Raw genomic sequence first — 23,390 nt, 5'->3', positions numbered from 1 at the left:
CATCCTGCGGGTGCCTGGTAAGGGGCCGACCGGCCCCGCGCGAGGGTGGGCTCAAGGAGCCTCCAGCAGGTCACCGGTTCCGGGGAGGGGCTGGTGGGGATCGTCGTACAACAGGGCGACCCCGTCCGCCCAGAAGGACTCGGTGCGGCCCGCGCGCAGCCGCATCCGAAGATCGTGCACGGCCTCGGGAAGGGCCTGCGCGCTGGATGGTTCGGCGATCTCGTCGATCGTGCCGCGATGGAACTCCCCGCACACGTCGTCGGGCTGTCCGCGCCGACGCCGCCACAGGGCCACGCCGTAGCCCCCGAGCACGATCCGCGCGAGTGCCGCCGCGTCGTCCTCGAAGCGGAGGTCGCCGTACCGGCAGAGCACCGGGACGGTGCCGTGCGACAGGGCGCGCAACTGCTCCACGGTCGGCACGGGCTTGCGCAACCCCTCGTCGCAGTCCAGGACTTCGGCCCGCGCGCGGTGCGCGTGCAGCCAGCGCCAGCGGGCCCGGCGCTCCTCGTCCACATCGCCGAAGTCGTCCGGGCCGTACGGGTCGTCGAAGCGGCCGGCGTCGTACGCGCCGAACGCGTCGTCGGGCAGCCGGTCGCGGTCGGCGCAGCGCACGACGACCGGCCGCAGGGTGCCCAACGGCTCCGTCTCGGGAGGCAGTTGCCAGGTGTCCACCTCCAGGCCGAGCAGCGCGTGCGGCAGCGCCACCTGGAGCAGCGCGGGCCGGCCGGGCTCGTCGCAGTGGCGGAAGGCCTCCGCGAGCGGACCGGCCAGGTGGGCGGGCAGCTCGGCCAGGGGCGTGCGCTCGGTCTCGTGCAGCCGGACCGCGTCCCCGCCGGGCGCGGACACGGAGACCGACCAGTCGCAGCGGTCCGGCTCCCAGCCGCGCTGCACCAGTTCGAGCAGAGCGGAGGGCCGGGCCACGCTGCCGACGGCACGGGCGCGGGCACGCGCGCGTGCGTCGGAGTCGGGACGCCGGTGCGGCCTGTGCGCGCCGGCGCCGGGCCTCGGGCCGGCGCCGGCGGGGACCGGACGGGGAGTACCCGAGAACGTGTCGGGGATGTCGTGGTTCGGGTGCTGTTCCACGTCGTGCTCCGCCTGGTCCCGGCAGCGCAGACGCTCGATGCGCTGCTCGGCGAGGCCGGCCCGGTAGCGGGCGCTCAGCCGCTGCGCGGCCTGCCACACCCACACCCACAGGGCCTTCTCGGCATCCGGGGTGCTGGGCACGAGGAACGGGCGCGGAGCGGACATCGCCCGCATCGCGTAGTCGAGCACCAGCTCCAGCGCCCCGTCGTCACTCGCGCTCTCGTACAGCGCCCCCAGACCGTCGCGCCAGCCGCGCGGCGCGGGCAGCGGGGTGGGCGCCTGGAAGTCCGGCAGGGAGTCGAGGATGTCCAGCAGGCCGCGGGTGCTGTCGGGCGGCGGGAGTTCGGCGAGTCGGCCGAGCAGCTGGATCCGCTCGTCCGGGCTGAGGGTGCGCCCCGGGCGGGCGCCGAGTCGACCCTGCACGTCGGTCCACGTCTGGCGGCGCGCGGCCGGGTGCCGCTGCCGGTCGCGGTGGTAGCGGTCGTGGGCGTGGAAGACGGCCTGGTAGAGGTCGCTGTGCTCGGCGGAGACCCGCTCCACGGGGACCCGCAGGGTGCGCAGCTGTTCGATCCCGGTGGACGTGCCGCCGGGCCGGTGGTCCGAGCGCGCCTTCAGCACGCCGATCACCTCACCGCGCGCGGGGTCGATCACCGGGCCGCCGGAGACGCCGTACGGCAGGTCGTTGTCGCCCAGCCGCATCTGCACGTCCGACGACCAGCCGCCGATCGTTCCCTGCACGGTGAGCGTGCCGTCGAGGACCTGTAAGCGGCCCTCGTTCTCGGTCCAGCCGGCGTACAGCACCCGGCCCTCGCCGTAGTAGGCGGCCGGGCGCTCGGAGACGTACACGCACTCGTGGTCGTCCGCGGGTTCGGTCAGCTGGACCAGGGCCAGGTCCGGGGCCGGCCAGTTGCCGGCCGCGGGCACGGTCTGTTCGGCGCGGTCGGGGAGGGTCGCCACCACCCTGCCGGGTGCGGTCGAGACACCCCGCCCGGGCGCCGTCTCATACACCACCGCGACCTCGCCCCCCTCCCCGCCGCAGGCCACATGTGCGCAGGTCAGAACCCAGTTCGGGGCGACGAAGAAGCCACTCCCGAGGAACGTGCCGGGCTCCTCCAGGGCATACCCGACGACCGGGCGATGAATGCGCACGGTCGCCGCCACGACGAGTCCACGCAGTGCACGGCGGGCCGCATCGAACGCGTTCGATGCGCCCAGGGCGTGCCCGCCCGTCACGCTCCGCCCCCGCCGAGCGTGCCGTCGCCGCCCCCGTGCATCGACGCGCCGGGGGACGCGCCCTCGTGCCGCGCCCCGCTTCCGTCGGACGATGAGCCGCCACGCGCGCGAGGCGCCGTGGAGGACGAGCCGTCACGCGCGCGGGGCGCCGTGGCGGCGTGCGGGTCGGCCGCAGGGAGTGGTGCGTCGAGGTCCGGTGGGCCGCTGTTCCAGGTGAGGGTGACCGTGATGCCCGCCTTGGCCTCGCCGTCGGCGAGCAGTCCCACGACCTTCCCGGCCTTGGCGGTCAGCTCGATGCCGAACTCGACGCTCACCTCGTCGGGCCGCACCGCGCGCAGTGGTTCCGCCAGCGACCGCGCGACCCCCGTGACGAGCGCGTGCAGACTCTCCACGCTCGCCTCCACCCGCTCGGTGAACCCGGTGTCGCTGTACGACAGCCGCCCGGCCTGCCCGGCCGGCGCGGACAGCTCCTCGGCCCCCGAGATCCGGGCCCACACCGGTGTTCCGTCCGGTAGCGCGATACGCGCCACCCGCGTCACGTCATCACCGCTCATCGCACTCCCCCGCATCCCCGGTCCCCCTGGTCCCGCCCGTGCGTACGCCTATCCTTTTCCTGTCCCCTCCCCACCGGACAGCGGAACCTTTCCCCCTTCACAGGAACAAAGGTCCTTCCCCCGAGGGAGGATCCCTATCCCTGCGACCCACCCACGGAGCACGATCCATGTACTTCACCGATCGCGGAATCGAGGAACTCGAGAAGCGGCGCGGCGAGCAGGAGGTCACCTTCGAGTGGCTCGCCGAGCAGCTGCGGACGTTCGTCGACCTGAACCCGGACTTCGAGGTGCCGGTGGAGCGCCTGGCGACGTGGCTGGCACGACTGGACGACGACGAGGACGACGAGTAGACCCAGCAGGCCGAACAGGTCCGGTGAGCCACGGTCCAGTCGCGTCAGTCACAGCCATTCGCGTCAGTCGCGTCAGTCGCGTCAGTCGCGAGGCCGGACCAGTTCGTACGACAGTCCGAGCGCACCGTGGGCCAGGAGCAGCGCGCCCGCCGCGATCCAGCCCGCGCTGCGCCGGCGCACTCCCCAGACCGTGAGGGGCAGACCGGCCGCCACCTGGGCGAGGACGAGAGCACGCGCGCGCGGGCTGCCCGACCAGGGCAGCCAGGGCCCCAGGGGGCTGTGCTCGACCTTGTCCTCCACGGCGTCGAGTTCGACGCGGAGCGTCTCCCGCCAGCCCAGCCAGGCGATCTGCCGGACGTCCGGCCGGGCGCGGGCGACGTCGCGCAGCCGGTCGGCGGGGGCGCCGGGAGCCAGGCCGACGGGGAGCGCGAGGCCCGTACGGGCGAGGACGGCGACCACGGCACGCACACGCGCGTGGGCGTCGGCGCCGCCGTCCTGCCGCGTGAGCCGTTCCAGGCACTCCATGTCGTGGACGGGGTCGAGGCCCAGTCGGGCGGCGAAGGTGCGCATGGCCTCGTCCTCGCCGACCGGAGTGCCGTCCGCGAGCCAGACGTAGCCGACGGGACGGCGGAAGCCCGAGGCCAGGGTGAACCCGGCGCGGTCGGCGTCCCACCACAGCGCGAGCACCGGCCAGGGGGCGCCGACGGCCAGGGCGGTGGCCCAGCCGGTGAGGACGCGGTCCACCGGTTCGCCGCCGCGCTGCCACGGCCCGCCCTCGGGAACCAGGACGCTCCACTCGCCGCCTGACTCTCCGGCCCCGGTGAGCAGCATGCGGGCGCGCAGGAGATGGGCGGCGGGGGCGACGGACTCGGGTTCGGCCCGGCAGAGCAGCAGCGCGCCGCCGTGTTCCCCGGCTTCCGTGTCTTCGCTCGGCATGATCACACGCTAGGCCAGTTCGTCACCTTTGGGCGGGAATGATCACCAGAACGGGTGTCTTGACTTTCGACGACCGCGATATATCGTGTTTTACGTGAGACGCGATATGGCGTGTCGTGTCGTTGCCCTGGAGGAGGTCCGCACCATGTCCGAGTGGTCCGTCGCCGAGCCGAGGAAGCTCTCTTTCGACGAGCCCGTGCACGAACTGCACGTGCGCATCGTCAACGGCACTGTGAACGTGGTGGGTACGGACGAAGGTTCCGCCCACCTGGAAATCTCCCGGATCGAAGGACCGCCCCTGGCGGTGAGCCACCTCGACGGGAACCTGACGGTGGCGTACGAGGACCTGCCCTGGAAGGGCTTCCTCAAGTGGCTCGACCGCAAGGGCTGGCGGCGCAGCGCCGTCGTCTCGCTCGCCGTGCCGGCCGGCACCCGGGTGGAAGTGGGCGTGGTGAGCGCCGCGGCGGTGGTCTCGGGCATCGACGGCCACGCCGAGGTGAAGGGGGTCAACGGAGACACGACCCTGGTGGGGCTCGCGGGCCCGGTGCGCGCGGACACCGTCTCCGGGAGCGTGGAGGCCCAGGCCCTCACCGGCGATCTGCGCTTCAACTCCGTCTCCGGGGACCTGACCGTGGTCGAGGCCGGCTCCTCCGTGAAGGCCGACTCCGTGAGCGGGTCGATGATCGTCGACATAGACCCCACGAGCCGCCCCACGAACATCGACCTGACCAGCGTCTCGGGCGAGATCGCCATCCGGCTGCCCCACCCGGCGGACGCACAGGTGGAGGCGAACACCGCGAGCGGCTCGGTCTCCAACGCCTTCGAGGATCTCCGGGTCAGCGGCCAGTGGGGAGCCAAGCGCATCACCGGCCGCCTGGGCGCGGGCAACGGCCGCCTCAAGGCCACGACGGTCTCCGGCTCGATCGCCCTGCTCCGGAGGCCTCCGGAGCAGGAGGCCGACGCCGAGGCCTGGGCCGCACACGGAACCGAGGCGGGGACCGAAGCCGGGGCCGAGGCGGGAGACAATGCCGTTTCCGGCCCGGGCGGCGACCGTTCCTCCGCCGACCCGGCCGACAGCACGACCGACGACAAGAAGGTGCTCTGACATGCCTCCCGTCTTCGCCCACGGCCGTCTCCGCCTCTACCTCCTGAAGCTGCTGGACGAAGCACCGCGTCACGGCTACGAGGTGATCCGCCTTCTCGAAGAACGCTTCCAGGGGCTCTACGCCCCCTCGGCGGGCACGGTGTACCCCCGGCTGGCCAAGCTGCAGGCCGAGGGCCTGGTCACCCACACCACCGAGGGCGGCCGCAAGGTGTACGCCATCACCGACGCGGGCCGGGCCGAACTGGCGGACCGCAGCGGCGAACTGGTCGACCTGGAGCTGGAGATCCGCGAATCGGTCGCCGAGCTGGCCGCGGAGATCCGGGCCGACGTACGCGGCGCGGCGGGCGATCTGCGCCGCGAGATGCGAGCCGCGGCCTCGGAGGCCCGCAGGGGCACCGGGGCGAGCTCCGCAGAACACGGCGCGCACGGAGACCACGGCGAACACGGCGAACACGGCGACTCCGCGGAGTACGGGGAGTACGGCGACAAGGAGGCGTGGCGCGCCGCCAAGGAGGAGATGCGCCGTGTCAAGCAGGAGTGGAAGGAACAGGCCCGCCGGGCGAAGGACGAGAGCCGTCGCGCGCGGGACGAAGCCCAGCGGGCCCGCCGCCAGGCCAAGGAGGCTCAGGAGCGGGCCCGGACCCAGGCCCAGGAGGAGGTGCAGCGCATCGCGCGCCGGGTCCAGGAACAGGTCCAGGACCACTTCACCCGGGGCGACTGGCCGACCGGCGTCCGGGAGGGCCTGACCGAACTCGCCAAGGAGTTCGGGGAGTTTGGCAAGGACTTCGGAAGGGAACACGGCAAGGACTTCGGCTTCGCCCGCCCCGGCACGACAGGACCGACGCCGCCGAAGCCCTCGGCAGCCGAGCGTCCGGAGTACTCCCGCACTCCGGAGGACTTCCCGGCCGAGTACGAGCCGGCCTGGGCGCACGAGGACCCCGGCGGCGACCCGGCCCGCGACCTGGACCGCCTGCTCGACCGCTTCCGGGACGACATCCGCGACGCGGCGCGCGACCACGGCGTCACCGGCGACCAGCTCCGCGAGGCCCGCCGCCATCTGTCGACGGCGGCGGCACACATCGGAGTGATACTCCGCGCCCCGAGGCCCTGACGAGCCCCTGGCCCTGACAGGGCCCCTCAGCCGGCCTTGGCCTCGCCTTCTCGACCATGGCCGTACAGCACCCGGGTGAGGGCCGTGTAGGTGACGCCGTGGTCGGCGAGGAGTTCGGCGGGGACGCCGCGGCGGCTGGTGAGGGCGAGCAGCAGGTGCTCGTCGCCGATGGACCGTTCGCGGCGGCTGAGGGCGATGCGCAGGGTGTCGGTGAGCAGCTCCTTGGTCTCGCGGCCGAAGGGCCGCCCGCCGAACAGGCGCCCGCCGGAACCGCCCCGCCCACCGTTGCCCTCGGCCGCCAACGCGCCTTCCCCATGGGCCTCTTCGACCCGCGCGACGATCTCCGAGACGTCGATGCCCAGCCCCGAGAGGGCGTCCGCGTCGGCGCGGGAGAGGCCGCCCCGGCGGCGGACCTCGCCGAGATCCCGTACCAGTCCCTCGCGCCGGCCCGGCGGCAGCCCGAGCGAGGCCAACGCGAACGAACCGCGGCTGCCCTCGCGGTCGAGGAGGGCGAGCAGCACATGCGTCTCCTCGACCCGCTCGGCCCCCGCCCGTTCGGCGTGCACCACCGCCCCCCGGACCACGGCCCGGGCGTCCTTCGTGAACCGCTCGAACATCACTGCCTCCCGTACTTCTTGTGCACGGCCTGCCTGCTGACCCCGAGTTCCGCGGCGATCTCCTGCCACGACCAGCCCTGATTGCGCGCACTGCGCACCTGCACCGCCTCCAACTGCTCCAGCAGTCGGCGCAGTGCGGCGACGGCGCGCAGTCCGACCCGTGGATCGCGGTCGCCGGCGCGCTCGGCGAGATCCGTTGCTTCGGTCATGGCGTCAACTTACATTGACACAGCAGGGATGTCAACCGAAATTGACAACTCGCGGTGTCCTCGTCAGGAGCGGGTGAGCACGATGTCAGGAGTGGGTGAGCACGATCTTGCCGAACTGGTCGCCGGACGCGAGCCGTTCGAAGCCCTCGCGGGCCCGGTCGAGCGGGAGCACCTCGTCGATGACGGGGCGGACACCCGTTGCGGCGCAGAAGGAGAGCAGGTCCTCCAACTCGTCCTTGGTGCCCATGGTGGAGCCGACGACCTTCAGCTCCAGGAAGAAGATCCGGGTGAGTTCGGCGTGCGAGGGCCGGTCGCCGCTCGTGGCCCCGGAGATGACGAGCGTGCCGCCGGGCCGCAGCGACTTCACCGAATGGGACCAGGTGGCCGCGCCGACGGTCTCGATCACGGCGTCCACCCGCTGCGACAGCCGCGCCCCCGGCTCCACGGCCTCGACGGCGCCGAGCTCCAGCGCCCGCTTCCGCTTGGCCTCGTCCCTGCTGGTGGCGAAGACCCGCAGACCGGCCGCCTTGCCCAGCACGATGGCCGCCGTCGCGACCCCGCCCCCCGCCCCCTGGACGAGAACGGAGTCACCGGGCCGCACACCCGCGTTGGTGAAGAGCATCCGGTACGCCGTCAGCCAGGCCGTGGGCAGACAGGCGGCCTCCGCGAAGGAGAGCTCCTTGGGCTTGGGCAGGATGTTCCAGGTCGGCACGGCGACCTGCTCGGCGAAGGTGCCCTGGTAGCGCTCGGTGAGGATGGAACGGGGTTCGTCGGGTCCGACCCCGTGCCCGGTCTGCCCGATGACGGAGTGCAGGACGACCTCGTTGCCGTCCGCGTCGACACCGGCGGCGTCGCAGCCGAGGATCATCGGCAGCCGGCCCTCCGGGAGACCGACGCCCCGGAGCGACCAGAGATCGTGATGGTTGAGGGAGGCGGCCCTGACGTCGACGACGCTCCAGCCGGGCCGGATCTCGGGGGCCGGACGCTCCCCCAACTCCAGGCCGGAAAGCGGCTGGTCGCGGTCGATTCGGGCGGCGTAGACGGCGAACATGTCTTCGACGATAGGCGCGGGGAGGGGCGGGCGAAACCGGGGACGACTGTGAGACACGCCCTCTTGCGGAACAGCCCGTCCGGGGGCGTCCCCTCCGGGGAGTTCGAGGACGAGGCCCTTTCGGGGCCGATGGGGGTCCCGGGAGGCGAAGCCTTCGGGGACGGCGCCGCGGCAGCTCACCCGAACGGGCTGGTGGGTGGGCAAGAAATGGCCCCGCCCTGACGGGCGGGGCCATTCAGCCGAACGTCAACGGCGGGCAACGCCCTCGGCACGGGCAGCCGCGGCAACGGCCGCAGTCACCGCGGGGGCGACCCGCTCGTCGAACGGCGACGGAATGACGTAGTCGGCCGCGAGATCGTCGCCGACGACCCCGGCCAGCGCCTCCGCGGCCGCGAGCTTCATGCCCTCGGTGATCCGAGACGCCCGCACCTGCAGCGCACCGGCGAAGATGCCCGGGAACGCCAGCACGTTGTTGATCTGGTTCGGGAAGTCCGACCGCCCGGTGGCGACGACCGCCGCGTACTTGTGGGCGACGTCCGGGTGCACCTCGGGGGTCGGGTTGGCCATGGCGAAGACGAACGCGCCCTTCGCCATCGAGGCAACCGCCTCCTCCGGGACCGTACCGCCGGAGACGCCGATGAACACGTCGGCGCCGGCCAGCGCGTCCTCCAGCGAACCGCTCAGCCCGGCCTTGTTGGTGATCTCGGCCAGCTCGCGCTTGACGTCGGTGAGGTCCTCGCGGTCCGCCGAGACGATGCCCTTGCGGTCGGTGACCGCGACGTCCCCGATGCCGGCCCCGACCAGGATCTTGGCGATGGCGACACCGGCCGCGCCGGCGCCCGAGATGACCGCCCGCAGCTCGCCGAGGTCACGCCCGCTGAGCTTCGCCGCGTTGCGCAGCGCCGCCAGCGACACGATCGCGGTGCCGTGCTGGTCGTCGTGGAAGACCGGGATGTCGAGCGCGTCCTGGAGCCGGCGCTCGATCTCGAAGCACCGCGGCGCCGAGATGTCCTCGAGGTTCACTCCGCCGAACGAGGGCGCGAGGCGCACCACCGTCTCGACGATCGCGTCCACGTCCGTGCAGGCGAGCGCGATCGGGACCGCGTCCACTCCGCCGAACTGCTTGAACAGAATCGCCTTGCCTTCCATCACCGGAAGGGAGGCCTCCGGGCCGATGTCGCCAAGCCCGAGCACAGCCGTGCCGTCGGTCACGACGGCGACGACGGACGACTTCCACGTGTAATCGTTGACCAGATCCGGCTGCTCCGCGATCGCGGTGCACACCCGCGCCACACCGGGCGTGTAGGCGAGGGACAGGTCGTCCTTGTCACGGACGGGAACGGTGGCCTGCACGGCCATCTTGCCGCCACGGTGCAGCGCGAACACCGGGTCGAACGAATCGAGGGGCTCCGCACCGCCCTCCTGGCCCGATCCGTCGGCGCTCTCGCTGCGAGGATTGACGATCTCCGCTGCCACTGTGTCTTACCCCTTAGGTCTTCATTGGCTTGAGGGTGGCCACTCCTGATTGAGAAGTGGGCGGGCATCGCGCGGGCCCCAGAGGTGATGCGACGGGCGCCTGCGCGTCGGGCGCGCCGCACACGCGCCCTGAGCCCCGGATGAGGGGTGTAAAAAACCTTCTTACCGGACGGAGACCACAGCCGACGAGTCGATTCGTGCAAGGTCACATCCCTCGACCTGTGGACCTTCGACAGTGGTCACCGGGAGTGACATGCGTCATGCGCGAAGACTCGCCAAGGGGCCTGAAACCGCTTGACATGGACTCACATGGAGTCAAGTCAAGGTATGAAGCGCACGCCAAACGATCACATCACAAGATGAACCGAAGATCTTCCGGCCGGAACGGGAGATTCCCGCAGATGGTCCGGCTCAATCCGGTCGTGATGTACCGGACTGATGGGGTTCGGGGGTCGCCCGTTATCCGATTTTGACATGGGTGGACCCCTGAAGGACGTAGTCCGAATGGCAAGATGCCGTAATCACACGAGGTCGCGACACCCAAAGGTGTGTGTTCTCGTCGACCCATCGGCATTGTCGAACCATCGGCATCTCCATCCATCCGCCGGAGGAACCCACCATGACCGCCAGCATCACCCGACGCACGACCGCCGCGCGCACCCGCCTGGCAGCGGTCGGATCTCTCGCGGTCGCCGGCGCCCTGCTGCTCACCGCGTGCGGCGACCAGACCAAGGACAACGAGTCGGAGAGCAGCGGCAGCGCCTCGACGAGTTCGGCCCCGCTGGCCGCCAAGCTGCCGCAGCCGATCCGGGACAAGGGCGTCATCAAGGTCGGTTCGGACATCGCCTACGCGCCGGTCGAGTTCAAGGACAGCTCCGGCAAGACGGTCGGTATCGACCCGGACGTCGCGGAAGCCATGGGCAAGCAGCTCGGCGTGAAGTTCGAGTTCGAGAACGCCACGTTCGACACCCTCATCGGCGGTCTCGCGTCCAAGCGCTACGACATCGCGATGTCGGCCATGACCGACACCAAGGACCGCCAGGACGGCATCGACGCGGACACGGGCAAGAAGGTCGGCGCGGGCGTCGACTTCGTCGACTACTTCACCGCCGGTGTCTCCCTGTACACCAACGCGGGCGACACCCAGGGCATCAAGACCTGGGACGACCTGTGCGGCAAGACCATGGCGGTGCAGCGCAACACCTTCTCCCACGACCTCGCCAAGGACCAGGCGAAGAAGTGCACGGACGCCGGCAAGGCGACCCTCAAGATCGAGGACTTCGCCACCAACCCGGAGGCCGAGACCCGGATGCGCTCCAAGGGCGCGGACGTCGTCTCCGCCGACTTCCCCGTCGCCGCCTACTCGGTGAAGACGAGCGGCGGCGGCAAGTACTTCGAGATCGTCGGCGACCAGGTCGAGGCCGGGCCGTACGGCATCGCCGTCGCCAAGGACAACACCCAGCTGCGGGACGCCCTGCTGGCGGCCGTCCAGGCGATCATCGCCGACGGCGAGTACAAGAAGATCATCGAGAAGTGGGGTGTCGCGGACGGCGCGATCACCGAGGCCAAGATCAACGGCGGTTCCTGAACCGGCACCGTTCGACTCGGCTCTGATCGCCCCTGATCGGCTCTGAAAGGCTCCACCCGTGACTGCTGACGTCAACAAGACGGACGGCCCCGACGCGACACCCTCCGCCGGGCCGGAGGCCATCAAGGCCATCCCGGTCCGGCACCCGGGGCGGTACGTCTCGGCCGTCGTCGCGCTCGCACTGCTGGGATCGGTCGTCTACGCCTTCGCGCAAGGCAACATCAACTGGGACGCGATCCCCGAATACTTCTTCGACGACCGCATTCTGCACGGTGTCTGGAACACCCTGCTGCTCACCGTGCTGTCCATGGTGATCGGCATCGCCGGCGGCATCCTGCTCGCCGTGATGCGGCTGTCGACGAACCCCGTGACCTCGTCGATCTCGTGGTTCTACATCTGGTTCTTCCGCGGCACCCCGGTCCTGGTCCAGCTCTTCGTCTGGTTCAACCTGGGCCTGGTCTTCGAGTACATCAACCTGGGCCCGATCTACAAGGACTACTGGTCGTCCTTCATGACGCCGTTGCTGACGGCGCTGCTCGGCCTCGGCCTCAACGAGGCCGCCTACATGGCCGAAATCTGCCGTGCCGGTCTGCTGTCGGTGGACGAGGGACAGACCGAGGCGTCGCACGCCCTGGGCATGAGTCACATCAAGACGCTCCGCCGGATCGTCATCCCGCAGGCGATGCGGGTGATCGTGCCGCCGACGGGCAACGAGGTCATCAACATGCTGAAGACGACCTCGCTCGTCTCGGCCGTGCAGTTCGCCGATCTGTTCAAGGAGGCGCAGGACATCGGTCAGAACGCGGGCTCCACGGTGGAGATGTACTTCCTCGCCGCCGCCTGGTACCTGATCATGACCTCGATCCTGAGCGTCGGCCAGTACTACGTCGAGCGGTACTACGCCCGCGGCTCCAGCCGCAGCCTGCCGCCGACCCCGCTCCAGCGCCTCAGGGCCGCCGTCCTGCCCGCGCGCCGCCCGAAGGGGGTCACGGCATGACCGCGATGGTGAAGGCCGAGGGCGTCCACAAGTCCTTCGGCGCGGTCGAGGTCCTCAAGGGCATCGACCTGGAGGTCAAGAACGGTGAGGTGTTCTGCCTCATCGGCCCGTCCGGCTCCGGCAAGTCGACCTTCCTGCGGTGCATCAACCACCTGGAGAAGATCAACGCCGGTCGCCTGTACGTCGACGGGGAGCTGGTCGGCTACCGCCAGAAGGGCGACAAGCTGTACGAGCTCAAGGACAGCGAGGTCGCGCTGAAGCGCCGGGACATCGGCATGGTGTTCCAGCGGTTCAACCTGTTCCCGCACATGACGGCGCTGGACAACGTCATCGAGGCCCCGGTCCAGGTCAAGGGCGTCAGCAAGGCCCGGGCGCGGGAGCGCGCGAACGAGCTCCTGGACCGCGTCGGCCTCGCCGACAAGGCCGGGAGCTACCCCTCGCAGCTCTCCGGCGGCCAGCAGCAGCGCGTGGCCATCGCCCGGGCGCTGGCCATGGACCCGAAGCTGATGCTGTTCGACGAGCCGACCTCGGCCCTCGACCCGGAGCTGGTCGGCGACGTCCTCGACGTCATGCGCGACCTCGCCGAGTCCGGCATGACGATGGTCGTCGTCACCCACGAAATGGGCTTCGCCCGCGAGGTCGGCGACAGCCTGGTCTTCATGGACGGCGGCGTGGTCGTCGAATCCGGCAACCCGCGCGAGGTCCTGACCAACCCGCGGCACGAGCGGACGCAGGCGTTCCTGTCGAAGGTGCTGTAGCGACACAAGAGGACGGAGGGGCGGTACGGGGTTCCCGTACCGCCCCTCCGTCCTCCGCGCCCCGCGCTCGGCGCCCCGTCCTCCGCGCCCCGTTCTCCGCGCCCCGTCCTCCGCGCTCTCACTTCAACGCCAGCACCAACGCGTCCGACGGCGATGCCCACACCGCGCGAGCCTCGCCGAAACCGCTCTCCAGCAGCTGCCGCACATGCCACGTCCCGGAGGGCGTGTCCCCGTCCGCGTGCTCGCCGTAGATCTCGAACCGGCGGGCGGTGGGCCCGGCGAGGACGGGATCCTCGCCCGCCAGCCGCCACCACTGCGCCCAGTCGAGCGCCCCGCCGGCCTTGGACTGTTCCATGCGGGCGTGCCGCAGCGCCCGCTCCGCCGCGTTGATCCTGGGCGTCGTCTCGTCGATCATGTGGTCCGCGTTCATGAAGACACCCCCGTCGCGGACGAGTTCCGCGACCGATCCGTAGAGGGCAGCGAGGGGTTCGCTGTGCAGCCAGTGCAGGGCCGTGGCGGTCAGGACGGCGTCGTACGAGTCGTACGGCAGCGCCGTCGCCCACTCCGGGTCCTTGAGGTCGGCGGTCACGAAGGTGACCCGGTCGTCGCCCTCGAAAGTCCCCTCGGCGATGGCCAGGAGCGCCGGATCGAGATCGACCCCGGTGCTGGTGGCGCCGGGGAGGCGGGCGAGCAGCCGGGCGGTGACGGTCCCGGTCCCGCAGGCGAGGTCGAGCACCCGCGGCTCCGCCCCGACGACCGCCTCGACCATGTCGATCATGACCCGGAAGCGTTCCTCGCGGTCCGGCATGTACCACTCCTGCTGGCGGTCCCAGCTCCGCTGCCAGGCAGCCCAGTCGGTACCGGTCGCAGCCGTCGTAGCGGTCGCACCCGTCGTACCGGTCGTGATCGTCCGCGCGTCCGTCATCGCAATCCTCCACCGCGTATGTCCCGTAATACCCTGGAACTACGAACGGCCGTTACCCCGCCCGCACCCCGACATTAGAGCGCCTCCGTAAGGACTACAAGTGGAATTGGCCTATTACTCGGACTACGCCGTGCGCCTCGTGAACAGCGAGGAACCGGCCCGGGGCAAGGACGCGCTGACCTCGGTCGAGGCCGTGCGCGCCCTGTTCGGCATCAACCGGTCCGCGGGCCGCCGGGCCACCGACGCGGACGTCACCCGGTTCCGCTCGGTCCGGGCCCGCCTGCGCGCGGTGTTCGAGGCGGCCGACGACGGCGACGAGACCCTCGCCGTCGACCTGCTGAACTCCCTCCTCCTGGAGTTCCCGGTGAGCCCGCAGATCTCCGGCCACGACTTCCGCGACGACGACGGCCGCCCGCTGTGGCACATGCACCTGGCCGACCACCCGTCGAACGCGACGGCGGGCTACGCGGCGATCGCGGCCATGGGCCTGGCGTTCCACCTCACCGAGTACGGCGTGGACCGCCTGGGCCTGTGCGAGGCGCCCCCCTGCCGCAACGCCTACCTGGACACGTCCACGAACCGCTCCCGGCGCTACTGCTCCGACCGCTGCGCGACCCGCGCCAACGTGGCCGCCTACCGCGCCCGCAAACGCCTGGAGGCGGACCGGACGGACCGAACCCTCGGCACCGGCCTGGCCGCCGACAGCGCCCAGCGCACCAGCGCCAACGGCGAGCGCTGAGTCGGCTTCCGCGGACGGTAGCGCAGCCGCACCCTGCCCAGGATCAGCTCGTCGGGCACGACCCCGTAGTCGGTGCTGTCGCCGCCGGCGTACGCGTTGTCCCCGCGCACCCACCACCCGCCGTCCCGCCGCTCCACAGCCCGCTTGACGACCAGCAGGTCCTGCTGGAACGGATGCAGCAGCACGACGACGTCCCCCGGCCGCACCCGCGCGCCGTACTGCACCACCAGCTGATCGCCGTGGTAGAGCGTCGGCACCATGGACGGGCCGGTCACCTCGGCCAGTCCGAAGAGCGCGGCCGCCCTCGCGCGCTCGGTCTCCTGCGACAGCTCCGGCATCGCCGGCACCTCCCCGGTCGTTCCTCCACCAGTCTCAGTCTGACCCCGGACTTTTGTCCTAAGCCCATGGGGGCACCCGCGAAAAGCCGTCCCTCAGGGAGTAATGTCCCACCTGAGAAGACGATCACGAGGAAGGAATGCTCCATGCTTTCCCGCCTGTTTGCCCCCAAGGTCAAGGTCAGCGCACACTGCGACCTGCCCTGCGGTGTGTACGACCCGGCCCAGGCCCGCATCGAGGCGGAGTCGGTGAAGGCCGTGCAGGAGAAGATGGCCGCGAACGACGACCCGCACTTCCAGGCTCGCGCCGTTGTCATCAAGGAGCAGCGCGCCGAGCTCGCCAAGCACCACGTGTCGGTCCTGTGGAGCGACTACTTCAAGCCCCCGCACTTCGAGAAGTACCCGGAGCTCCACGTTCTGGTCAACGACACCCTGAAGGCCCTGTCGGCCGCCAAGGCCTCGACGGACCCGAAGACCGGCGAGAAGGCCCTGGAGCTCATCGCCGAGATCGACCGGATCTTCTGGGAGACCAAGAAGGCCTGATCCTTCGATCACCTGCTCCACCTGCTCCGCAGCTCCACAAGACCGCACCCGGCCCCACAGGCCGCCGATCCCGGCGTCCAGAGGGTCCGGGTGCGGTCTTGTGCGCCCAGGGCCGAGGCACGTCGAAGCACGTCTCAGGCGTTGGCCGGATCGGCGACACCGCCCCCGGCCGCCGGTCCGGCGTCTCGCTCACGCCGCCGGACGTGCCTCCCGCACCCGCAGTCGGCGGGCGAGGCGGCCGAGCAGCACCGCGTTGAACAGGCCGCACAGGGCCACGCCGGCGGAGAAGGTCAGCGGGTTCAGCCAGGCGAGCGTGGAGTCCTCCGTGGGGACCGCCACCAGGAGGGCGAGGATGCTGAACGGCGCCGTGGACATCAGCGGCCAGATGCCGGCGAACCCCGGGTCCGGCAGCGCGTGGACAGCGACCAGGAAGAAGCCCAGCGCCGCCGCGACCACGGCGAGGTAGCCGCGCGCGAGCCAGTTGTCCACCGCGGGCGCCAGCAGGTCCCGGGTCCGTCGCCGGCCGGTGCGCGGGGCGGGCGCTGCGGCGGTCGTCGGCCTCGCCGCGGCGAGGGCGCCGAGCGCGGCGGCGTTCACGAGGGCGCACAGGCCCACCCAGAGCGCCCAGAGGACGATGGTCGACGCCTCGACCACCCCGCCGCCCTGGGTGCCGGGGCCGAAGGGCAGGACCACGCCCAGGAAGGAGAGCGGCGCCGTGAGCATCATGGAGCTCTGGGCGAGGCCGCTGTCCGGGAAGAGGAACATGACCAGGACGGAGGCGGCGAAGACCGCCAGGTAACCCCGAGCGAGCCGGTTGTCGGTGGCAAGCGCGAAGAGCCGACGCGGCAGGCGGCGCGGGCGGGAGGCGTTCGGCATCTGGGTTCCTTCGAGTTCGGGTCGGTCCGGGGCCGCGTTCGGGTCCGAGTTCGGGGCCGAGTTCTGGGCCGAGTTCTGGGCCGCGTTCGGGTCGGTCCTGTTCGTGGTCTCTACGGTGGGCCAGGGGCCTCGAACGGGGATGAGTACAACCACTCATCCCCGTACGGGAGTTTCAGGCAGTCGGCTCAGCTCAGGACCAGCACCACGGCCAGGGCGACGAGCAGTGAGTCGATCCTGTCCAGCAGGCCGCCGGAGCCGGGCAGCCAGCGCCCGGCGTCCTTGGCCTGCGCACCCCTTTTGACCATGGATTCGAGCAGGTCCCCGGCCGGGCCGCCGACCGCCACCGCGACCGCCGTCGGCCAGCTCAGCGCGGACAGCACGGCGAGTGTCGCCAGGCCCGCCGCGGCCCCGGCCAGCGTCCCGCTCCACCGCTTGGCCGGTGACAGCGGCGACAGTCGCGGCCCGCCGAGCCGTCGACCGGCGAAGTACGCCGCGATGTCGGCGATCGAGACCGCCACGAACAACGCCAGCGCACTCGCCCCGAGCGGTACCAGCGCGGCCGACACGCTCAGCCAGGCCAGCCCGAGGAGACCGGCGCCCAGGCGGCGCAGGCCGTGGTCGGCGTCCCCGGCCAGCAGTGGCACCGCGGCCACCGCGAGCGCCCCGATCCCGGCCGCCCGGAACACCTGTCCGGGCGCCAGCCAGACCGTCAGCACCACGGCTGCCACGGCCGCGGCCAGCACCACCCGGTCCGCCCGGCCCAGCCGCATCAGCCCGCCGAACTCCAGCACCGAGATCACCCCGACGGCGACGGCGACAGCCGCGGCGCCGGGCCGACCCCACCAGAACGCACCGGTGACCAGCGGCACTCCGACCGCCCACGCGCACCACCGGATCATCAGCTCACGACGCCGGGACACCGCGACCGCGACGCCGCCGACCACCAACGCCCCACCGAGGTAGGGCGCCAGCGAGGCCACAGTGACCATCAAACGGATCCGACGGCGGCGGCGACGGCTGCGACGGCAGGCGTCTCGGCGCGCGACGCCTGCCCCGTCCGCAGCCCGCCCAGCGCCCCCAGCGCCGCTCCGCACGCAGCCACGATGCGCGCGTTCTCGGCGGTGTCCCTGACCGCGATCCGCAGGGTGCGCCCTTCGTACCGGGGCGACAACGGCGACAGGTCGCGCAGGTACACGTCGTGCCGACGGCACTCGGCCACCAGTCGCGCGGCGCTCGGCCCGTCCGACGGCAGGGTCACCGCGAGGAAGTTCGCCACCGACTCCTCGACCGCCAGGTCCTCGTCCAACCCGGCCAGGGCGGTGGCCAGTTGACGGCGCAGCTCATGTGTGCGACGCCAACGGTCGCTGTAGTACGCCGGGTCGCGCAGGGCAGCCACCGCGGCCAGCTGGGCCGGGAGGCTGACCGGCCAGGGCGGTGTCCGTCGGCGTAGCTCTGCCGCCGTGTCCGGCTCGGCCACCAGGTACGCGGCCCGCATGCCGGACAGCGCGTACATCTTGGACAGCGAGGTGCAGACGACCACCCGAGGGTCCGTCGCGGCGAGCCCGGCGAGCGACTCGGCCGGGCCGACGTAGCCCAGGTACGCCTCGTCGATCCACCAGCGGGTGCCGGCCGGCGCGGCGACGATCGCCCGGCGCAGCTCCGCGGCCGGTGCGTGACGTCCGGTCGGGTTGTTCGGGTTGACCACCACGACGAGGTCGTAGCGGCCGGATCCGACGACGTCGGCCAGCCGGTCGGGGTCGATCCGCCAGCCGTCCTCGCGACGCAGCCGGAACCGGTCCACCCGGCAGCCGATCACCCGCTCGGTGACATGGGCGTACTCGCCGTAGCACGGGTCGGTCAGCAGCACCCGGCTCTGCGGGGTCAGCCACTGACCGAAGGCCCGGAAGATCAGGTCGGACGAACCGGCGCCGACGGCGAGGGTCTCCGGCGGCAGGGCCCGGACGGCGGCGATCTCCGCCAGCAGTCCCTCGGCGCCGGACGGCGGCGAGGTCCGGGCGGCCCAGGCCGGGTCCTCCGCGAGCGCCGCCCGTACTCCGGGGGCCGGCGGGAACCAGGCGTCCAGCACGTCGGCGGCGACGATGCCGGAACGCCGGTGCAGGGTGCGGAAGTCCGTGCCGATGGCGGTGAACGAGGCGCCGCCGTGTTCACAGCCGTCCGGCCGGGGTGCGAACGCCATGTCCAGCCGCCAGTCCACCGTGGACCTCAGCCGCTCCAGCGCGGCCCCGTACCGTTCCCTCGTGAGCCTCGTCAGCTCGATGACTTCGCCGGTCAGCACCTCGAACGTCACCGCACCGCTGTGGACCGTGCGGCCGACCGGGCGCAGGCCGACGGCCCGGTACATGCCGAGCAACTCGGCACGTCCCATCGCCACCACCCGGCGACCGCCCCGGGCGGCGATCCAGCGCAGCGCCGCGTACATCAGCAGGGGCGCCGCCGCGGTGGCCCGCCAGCGCGGCTCGACGGTGAGGATGCGCACCTCGAAGGGATCGTCGTCGGTCAGCAGCGGCAGTTCGTCACGGGTCAGGTACTTGTCCAGCGCGTACCGCCCCGACCAGGGCGGAGTCAGGCTGACGAAGCCGATGGGGACCGTTCCTCGCGCCGCGACCAGGTAGACGTTGCCGCCGTCGTCCAGCCCGTCGCGAAGGCGCCCGGCCGGATCCGGCGGATGCTGGCCCAGCTCGGCCGCGTACACCCGGTGGCGTAGTTCATGGATCCACTCCGAATCCTCCGGAGTGGCAACGCGCAACTGCAGGTCACGGCCCATGAGCACCTCTCGAGCAACTGTCTCGGTACGGAAAGCACTCCATCGTCGGGAGCACGGACCGGGCGAGCCAGGGCCGAGCGACGCAGCCCGCCTGAGTACGCGTACTCAGGCGGGCCAGCCGGTACTGGGGCAGCCGGGCCCAGAGCCCAAGTGCCCTCCGACGCGCGGGCGTTCAGGCGGTCGTGGGGTCGGCGCCGGTGGCGATGGAGGTGGCCATCGCGTTCGCCGTGTCATGAAATCCGTTGGTGAAGTCGAAGGCCAGGGCCGTGACGATGGCGACCGCCACGAGGAACGTGATGTGGTCCATCGCCTCATGGGAACAAGCGCTTGCGTACGGGAGGCGAACCGGAGGCAAAGGCTGTTCCAGGTCCCCGCGCCCGTGGGGTGAGGATCGTGCAATCCTGGCGTGATGGAACGGGAGGACCTGGTGAGGCTGCGGCAGGCGCGGGACCGCATGGATCGTGAGTACGCCGAACCGCTCGACATCGCCGCGCTCGCGCGCACGGCGCTGATGTCCTCGGGACACTTCCAGCGCAGCTTCCGCGAGGCCTACGGCGAGACGCCCTACGGCTACCTGATGACCCGCCGGGTGGAGCGTGCCAAGGCCCTGCTGCGACGCGGCGACCTGACCGTGACGGAGGTCTGCCTCGCGGTCGGCTGCACCTCGCTCGGCTCGTTCAGCTCCCGTTTCACCGAGCTCGTCGGCGAGACCCCGAGTGCGTACCGGGCGCGGTCGCACGAGCCGAGCGCGGTGATCCCGCCGTGCGTGGCCCGGAAGTTCACCCGCCCGAAGCTCCCTCGACGCCCCTAAGGCTGGACACCATGGACCTGAGACTGCACCAGTGCTTCATCGCCGTCGACGACCACGACAAGGCGCTGTACTTCTACCGCGACGTCCTCGGGCTCGAGGTCCGAGGCGACGTCGGCTTCGAGGGGATGCGGTGGGTGACCCTCGGCTCGCCGCTCCAGCCGGACGTCAGCATCGTGCTGGAACCCCCGGGCGCCGACCCCGACGCCTCCCCCGCCGACAAGGACGCGCTGGCCCGGCTGCTCGCCAAGGGCATGCTGCGCGGGGTCATCTTCTCCACCGCCGACTGCGACGCGCTGCACGCGCGCGTGCGGGAGGCCGGCGTCGAGGTGCTCCAGGAGCCGACCGACCAGCCGTACGGGGTGCGCGACTGCGCGTTCCGGGATCCGGCCGGAAACCTGCTGCGGTTCATGGAACGCAAGGACGCGTGACGAGCGACGCCGTCCGGCCGCCTACGATCGCGCCATGACCGCCCACACCCCCGCCCGCACTCCCGCCCGCACCTCCGTCCGCACCCCCGTGCGCTGGACGTACGCCTTCGTCGACCGGCCCGCCGCGCGCTTCGAGCGGGCCTGCGCGTTCTGGACCGCCGTCACGGACACCTCGCTCTCCGACCTCCGGGGCGAGGACGGGGAGTTCGTCACCCTGCTGGCGGCGGGCGCCGACGCCTGTGTGAAGGTCCAGGGGGTCGCGGGCGGCGACGGCGGCGCGCATCTCGACTTCGCCGTCGAGGACGTGCCCGCGTTCGTCGAGGAGGCCCGGAGGCTGGGGGCGGAGACGGCCGCCGCCCACGAGGGGTGGGCGGTGCTGCGCTCCCCCGCCGGGCCGGCGTTCTGCGTGGTGCCGTGGCACGGGGAGTCGGTGCGGCCGCCCGTGGTGGCCGGCAGCCGCCTGGATCAGGTGTGCCTCGACGTCCCGCCGTCGGCGTACGACGCCGAAGTCGCCTTCTGGAGCGGCCTGCTGCCCGACTGGTCGGCCCGGCCGGGTTCCCTGCCCGAGTTCCATGTGGTCGAACCGCCGGCCGGCCTTCCGGTCCGCATCCTGCTCCAGCGGCTCGACGAGGAACGGCCCGAGGACGGCGGTGCGGCCGCCGCCCATCTCGACCTGGCCTGCGGACCGGACGTCGACGCCGTGCGGGTCCGGCACGAGCGGCTCGGCGCGGAGCTCGTCGCCCGCCGTCCGCACTGGACGGTGATGCGCGACCCGGCCGGCGGCCTGTACTGCCTGACCGGGCGCGACGCGAAGACCGGCGGACTGCCGCGGCAGGCTTCGTGACCGCTACGGGCCCGTCGCGTATACGCAGATGACCCGGTCGTCGGTCGACGGCCCCTGCCCGCCCGGGCTCGGGCACGGGTTGTCGTCCGTGTCGCCGCCGGTGGCCGTGTGCAACAGCGGCGCCGCGGACTCGTCGGGCACGGACCCGCCGTACGGCTGCCGCGCCGGGGGTGCGGCGGAGTCCTGCAGCCACAGCGTCAGACCGCCCGCGACGACCACGGCCGCCAGCCACGCCCCGACGGCCCACCGCCACATCCGACGCCGACTGCTCCCCATGGCGCCACGGTAGCCGCGCGGGCGGCCGTCCGGGGTCGAATGTCAGGAGGTCGGGGCGGTGTGCGCGTCGGGCTCCTGCTCGGGCTCGGCGTCCGGCCCCACATGCGCGTCGCACTTCGGGTTGTGGCACGGCCCCGACACCCAGCGCGGGACCCACGCGCCCAGCGTCTTGTAGCGCTGGACGACGGACTGCACGGGCTGCCCACAGGTGGGACAGACGCGTTGTTCCCTGTCCATGTCCTCAGAGTAGGCCGGGCCGGGCGCGAACGCCCCCGCTGTGCGCCGACACCCCTCGGCTGCCTCTCGGCTGCCCGTCGGCTGCCCCTCAGCGCTCCCTGGCGTACGTCCGCACCACCGCGCCGTTGCCGAAGGCGCGCAGGCCGCCGAAGGCGAAGCGGGCCATGTCGCATCGGGCGCCGAACATGGGCATGCCGGTGCCGTAGACGATCGGGTAGGACTTGATCACCAGCTCGTCGATCTCGTCGAACAGCTCGCCCGCGAGGCGGGAGCCGCCGCAGAGGTAGATGTCGAGGCCGCTGTCCTCGGCCTTCAGTTCGCGGACCCGGCCGAGCAGATCGTCCGCGATGATCTCGACGTCCGGGTCGGGCGACTCGGCGAGGGTGCGCGAGGCGACGTACTGGCGCAGATGGGCGTAGGGGCTGGTGACGCCCTCCTTCAGAGCGAGGTCGTAGCTGGCCCGGCCCTGGATGATCGTGTCGAACCGCCGGTTGGCCAGGTCGTCGATGCCCAGCGGGCGGCGGCCGTGGGTGGGCAGGGTCTCCGGATACTCCGTCTTGAGGAAGTCGAAGAACTCTTCGTCGACGAAGGAGATCATCGCGGAGCCGTCCCCGGTCTCGTCCCCGATGAAGCCGTCGAGGGAACAGGCGATGAAGTACGTGAGCTTTCGCAAGGAGGGCTCTTTCCGTAGGCTGCGTCGTGAACCACTTCGGCTGTAGTACTTCAGTTGTAGTACTACAGCCGAAGTGGTTGCAAGCGGGTTTCCCGATGTTTCGGGAAACGGAGCCAAGTGAGGGAGTGGATTCCGCATGGCCGGAAATCCGGAGCGCCGGGCGTCCCTGGTCGACGCCGGGGTCGAGGTGCTCGCCGGCGAGGGGGCGCGGGGGCTGACCTTCCGCGCGGTGGACGCGGCGGCGGGTGTGCCGGTGGGCACCGCCTCCAACTACTTCACCGGACGCGACGACCTGCTGCGGCAGATCGACGCCCGACTGCATGTCCGGCTGGCGCCCGACCCCGAGGTGCTCGGCGGGCTGCTGACCCTGCCGCGGGACCGCTCACTGGTCACGGCGTTCATGCACGACCTGATGGCCCGCGCGACCCGCGACCGGACGGGATATCTCGCGCTGCTGGAGATGCGCCTCGAAGCGACCCGACGCCCCGAACTGCGCGCCTCCTTCACCACGTCGGTGCGCGGCGACCTCCAGCAGGGCATGGACTTCCACCGCGAGGCGGGCCTGCCCGGCGGCGACGAGACGGTCGTCGTGCTGTACCTGGCGATGCTCGGCCTGATCCTGGAACACCTGACCCTGCCCGACGTCCTGGACGGCGCCCTGCCGGAAGTCGCCGTCCCGGAGGGCCTGGTCGAGCGGATCGTGGCGACGGTGGTGCCGGAGGCCCACTGAGCAGGCCGGGGGTGCGGAAGACAGCGGCCGGGGGCGGGCCCCGCCCACCGTGGGGATGCGCGGGACCCGCCGGGGCCGTCAAGGGACCGGCCAGGGGGCTGTCCTAGAACAGCCCCCTGG

27 protein-coding genes and 1 pseudogene are annotated in these 23,390 nt (G+C 71.7%); 12 read left to right on the top strand and 16 right to left on the bottom strand.

Annotation, left to right across the window (positions count from 1 at the left end):
- Positions 1–51: 51 nt before the first annotated feature.
- The gene (locus tag AB0J04_RS12320; RefSeq protein WP_363168296.1) at positions 52–2,316 is read right to left on the bottom strand and encodes a trypsin-like peptidase domain-containing protein; all 2,265 of its coding nucleotides are present in this window, start codon (positions 2,314–2,316) and stop codon (positions 52–54) included.
- Complete coding sequence (locus tag AB0J04_RS12315; protein ID WP_363168294.1) at positions 2,313–2,870, bottom strand: CU044_2847 family protein; 558 nt, start codon at positions 2,868–2,870, stop codon at positions 2,313–2,315. Before AB0J04_RS12315 ends, AB0J04_RS12320 begins: the two co-directional genes overlap by 4 nt.
- Before the next feature lie 167 nt (positions 2,871–3,037).
- Between AB0J04_RS12315 and AB0J04_RS12310 the strand changes: the two genes are divergently transcribed.
- A complete protein-coding gene (locus tag AB0J04_RS12310; protein WP_358801197.1) occupies positions 3,038–3,220 on the top strand; it encodes a DUF6104 family protein in 183 nt (60 codons plus the stop codon).
- Between the two features lie 81 nt (positions 3,221–3,301).
- On the opposite strand, the gene AB0J04_RS12305 is transcribed toward AB0J04_RS12310, so the two are convergent.
- Entirely contained in the window at positions 3,302–4,156 is an 855-nt protein-coding gene (locus AB0J04_RS12305) for a hypothetical protein (protein WP_363168293.1), read from the bottom strand.
- Positions 4,157–4,301: 145 nt separating this feature from the next.
- On the opposite strand from AB0J04_RS12305, the gene AB0J04_RS12300 reads away from it, so the two are divergent.
- Together AB0J04_RS12300 and AB0J04_RS12295 are read left to right on the top strand one after the other, a co-directional pair.
- Positions 4,302–5,261, top strand: coding sequence for a hypothetical protein (locus tag AB0J04_RS12300; RefSeq protein ID WP_363168292.1), 960 nt, complete (start codon positions 4,302–4,304; stop codon positions 5,259–5,261).
- A 1-nt stretch (position 5,262) separates the two neighbouring features.
- Positions 5,263–6,372 (top strand): helix-turn-helix transcriptional regulator, encoded by a 1,110-nt coding sequence (locus tag AB0J04_RS12295; protein WP_363168291.1) that lies wholly within the window; start codon positions 5,263–5,265, stop codon positions 6,370–6,372.
- Between the two features lie 26 nt (positions 6,373–6,398).
- On the opposite strand, the gene AB0J04_RS12290 is transcribed toward AB0J04_RS12295, so the two are convergent.
- The 4 genes from AB0J04_RS12290 to AB0J04_RS12275 all read right to left on the bottom strand — a co-directional run bounded on the left by AB0J04_RS12290 (position 6,399) and on the right by AB0J04_RS12275 (position 9,725).
- Entirely contained in the window at positions 6,399–6,989 is a 591-nt protein-coding gene (locus AB0J04_RS12290; RefSeq protein ID WP_363168290.1) for a Clp protease N-terminal domain-containing protein, read from the bottom strand.
- Positions 6,989–7,198 (bottom strand): HTH domain-containing protein, encoded by a 210-nt coding sequence (locus AB0J04_RS12285; protein WP_018571396.1) that lies wholly within the window; start codon positions 7,196–7,198, stop codon positions 6,989–6,991. The genes AB0J04_RS12290 and AB0J04_RS12285 overlap by 1 nt, the downstream gene beginning before the upstream one ends.
- Before the next feature lie 85 nt (positions 7,199–7,283).
- On the bottom strand, positions 7,284–8,249 hold the full coding sequence (locus tag AB0J04_RS12280; protein ID WP_363168289.1) for a zinc-binding dehydrogenase: 966 nt from the start codon (positions 8,247–8,249) through the stop codon (positions 7,284–7,286).
- 246 nt (positions 8,250–8,495) lie between these two features.
- The gene (locus AB0J04_RS12275; protein WP_363168288.1) at positions 8,496–9,725 is read right to left on the bottom strand and encodes an NADP-dependent malic enzyme; all 1,230 of its coding nucleotides are present in this window, start codon (positions 9,723–9,725) and stop codon (positions 8,496–8,498) included.
- Between the two features lie 619 nt (positions 9,726–10,344).
- Here AB0J04_RS12275 and AB0J04_RS12270 point away from each other — a divergent pair.
- The 3 genes from AB0J04_RS12270 to AB0J04_RS12260 are packed head-to-tail and all read left to right on the top strand — an operon-like array spanning position 10,345 to position 13,068.
- Positions 10,345–11,313 (top strand): ABC transporter substrate-binding protein, encoded by a 969-nt coding sequence (locus AB0J04_RS12270; RefSeq protein ID WP_363168287.1) that lies wholly within the window; start codon positions 10,345–10,347, stop codon positions 11,311–11,313.
- Positions 11,314–11,371: 58 nt separating this feature from the next.
- Positions 11,372–12,310, top strand: a complete 939-nt coding sequence (locus AB0J04_RS12265; RefSeq protein ID WP_363168286.1) for an amino acid ABC transporter permease — start codon at positions 11,372–11,374, stop codon at positions 12,308–12,310.
- Positions 12,307–13,068 (top strand): amino acid ABC transporter ATP-binding protein, encoded by a 762-nt coding sequence (locus AB0J04_RS12260; RefSeq protein WP_363168285.1) that lies wholly within the window; start codon positions 12,307–12,309, stop codon positions 13,066–13,068. Before AB0J04_RS12265 ends, AB0J04_RS12260 begins: the two co-directional genes overlap by 4 nt.
- Positions 13,069–13,186: 118 nt before the next feature.
- Here AB0J04_RS12260 and AB0J04_RS12255 read toward each other — a convergent pair whose 3' ends face one another.
- Positions 13,187–13,993, bottom strand: coding sequence for a class I SAM-dependent methyltransferase (locus tag AB0J04_RS12255; protein WP_363168284.1), 807 nt, complete (start codon positions 13,991–13,993; stop codon positions 13,187–13,189).
- Between the two features lie 100 nt (positions 13,994–14,093).
- On the opposite strand from AB0J04_RS12255, the gene AB0J04_RS12250 reads away from it, so the two are divergent.
- Positions 14,094–14,732 carry a CGNR zinc finger domain-containing protein gene (locus tag AB0J04_RS12250; protein ID WP_363168283.1) on the top strand — a complete coding sequence of 213 codons (639 nt, stop codon included), beginning with the start codon at positions 14,094–14,096 and terminating at the stop codon, positions 14,730–14,732.
- Here AB0J04_RS12250 and sodX read toward each other — a convergent pair.
- Entirely contained in the window at positions 14,627–15,070 is a 444-nt protein-coding gene (gene sodX, locus AB0J04_RS12245) for a nickel-type superoxide dismutase maturation protease (protein WP_363168282.1), read from the bottom strand. The genes AB0J04_RS12250 and sodX overlap by 106 nt on opposite strands.
- A 144-nt stretch (positions 15,071–15,214) precedes the next feature.
- Here sodX and sodN point away from each other — a divergent pair, with 144 nt between their 5' ends.
- Positions 15,215–15,610: a superoxide dismutase, Ni gene (gene sodN, locus AB0J04_RS12240; protein ID WP_010353595.1), complete on the top strand. Its 396-nt coding sequence runs from the start codon at positions 15,215–15,217 to the stop codon at positions 15,608–15,610.
- Positions 15,611–15,799: 189 nt separating this feature from the next.
- Here sodN and AB0J04_RS12235 read toward each other — a convergent pair whose 3' ends face one another.
- The 4 genes and pseudogenes from AB0J04_RS12235 to AB0J04_RS12220 form a co-directional block, all read right to left on the bottom strand.
- On the bottom strand, positions 15,800–16,486 hold the full coding sequence (locus AB0J04_RS12235; protein WP_363168281.1) for a hypothetical protein: 687 nt from the start codon (positions 16,484–16,486) through the stop codon (positions 15,800–15,802).
- A gap of 185 nt (positions 16,487–16,671) precedes the next feature.
- Complete coding sequence (locus tag AB0J04_RS12230) at positions 16,672–17,475, bottom strand: phosphatidate cytidylyltransferase (protein WP_363168280.1); 804 nt, start codon at positions 17,473–17,475, stop codon at positions 16,672–16,674.
- Positions 17,475–19,271: a histidinol-phosphate transaminase gene (locus AB0J04_RS12225; protein ID WP_363168279.1), complete on the bottom strand. Its 1,797-nt coding sequence runs from the start codon at positions 19,269–19,271 to the stop codon at positions 17,475–17,477. Before AB0J04_RS12225 ends, AB0J04_RS12230 begins: the two co-directional genes overlap by 1 nt.
- A 175-nt stretch (positions 19,272–19,446) precedes the next feature.
- A pseudogene (locus AB0J04_RS12220) lies at positions 19,447–19,578 on the bottom strand (inorganic phosphate transporter); the annotation flags it as partial.
- 102 nt (positions 19,579–19,680) lie between these two features.
- Between AB0J04_RS12220 and AB0J04_RS12215 the strand changes: the two are divergent.
- From AB0J04_RS12215 to AB0J04_RS12205, 3 genes are read left to right on the top strand one after another with little or no spacing between them, the layout of a single operon-like run.
- The gene (locus AB0J04_RS12215) at positions 19,681–20,082 is read left to right on the top strand and encodes a helix-turn-helix transcriptional regulator (protein ID WP_363168278.1); all 402 of its coding nucleotides are present in this window, start codon (positions 19,681–19,683) and stop codon (positions 20,080–20,082) included.
- A gap of 11 nt (positions 20,083–20,093) precedes the next feature.
- Positions 20,094–20,510 (top strand): VOC family protein, encoded by a 417-nt coding sequence (locus tag AB0J04_RS12210; RefSeq protein ID WP_363168277.1) that lies wholly within the window; start codon positions 20,094–20,096, stop codon positions 20,508–20,510.
- Between the two features lie 34 nt (positions 20,511–20,544).
- Positions 20,545–21,354: a VOC family protein gene (locus AB0J04_RS12205; RefSeq protein WP_363168276.1), complete on the top strand. Its 810-nt coding sequence runs from the start codon at positions 20,545–20,547 to the stop codon at positions 21,352–21,354.
- Positions 21,355–21,357: 3 nt separating this feature from the next.
- Here the strand turns inward: AB0J04_RS12205 and AB0J04_RS12200 are convergent, their stop codons facing one another.
- The 3 genes from AB0J04_RS12200 to AB0J04_RS12190 form a co-directional block, all read right to left on the bottom strand.
- Positions 21,358–21,630 carry a hypothetical protein gene (locus tag AB0J04_RS12200; protein WP_363168275.1) on the bottom strand — a complete coding sequence of 91 codons (273 nt, stop codon included), beginning with the start codon at positions 21,628–21,630 and terminating at the stop codon, positions 21,358–21,360.
- A gap of 42 nt (positions 21,631–21,672) precedes the next feature.
- Positions 21,673–21,867 carry a hypothetical protein gene (locus AB0J04_RS12195; RefSeq protein ID WP_363168274.1) on the bottom strand — a complete coding sequence of 65 codons (195 nt, stop codon included), beginning with the start codon at positions 21,865–21,867 and terminating at the stop codon, positions 21,673–21,675.
- Positions 21,868–21,955: 88 nt separating this feature from the next.
- The gene (locus tag AB0J04_RS12190) at positions 21,956–22,540 is read right to left on the bottom strand and encodes a dihydrofolate reductase family protein (protein WP_363168273.1); all 585 of its coding nucleotides are present in this window, start codon (positions 22,538–22,540) and stop codon (positions 21,956–21,958) included.
- A 136-nt stretch (positions 22,541–22,676) separates the two neighbouring features.
- Between AB0J04_RS12190 and AB0J04_RS12185 the strand changes: the two genes are divergently transcribed.
- The gene (locus AB0J04_RS12185) at positions 22,677–23,270 is read left to right on the top strand and encodes a TetR family transcriptional regulator (RefSeq protein WP_363168272.1); all 594 of its coding nucleotides are present in this window, start codon (positions 22,677–22,679) and stop codon (positions 23,268–23,270) included.
- Positions 23,271–23,390: the final 120 nt, after the last annotated feature.

This window comes from Streptomyces sp. NPDC050263, assembly GCF_040655955.1.
GTDB lineage: Bacteria > Actinomycetota > Actinomycetes > Streptomycetales > Streptomycetaceae > Streptomyces.
This window is presented reverse-complemented; position numbering and strand designations above follow the sequence as displayed.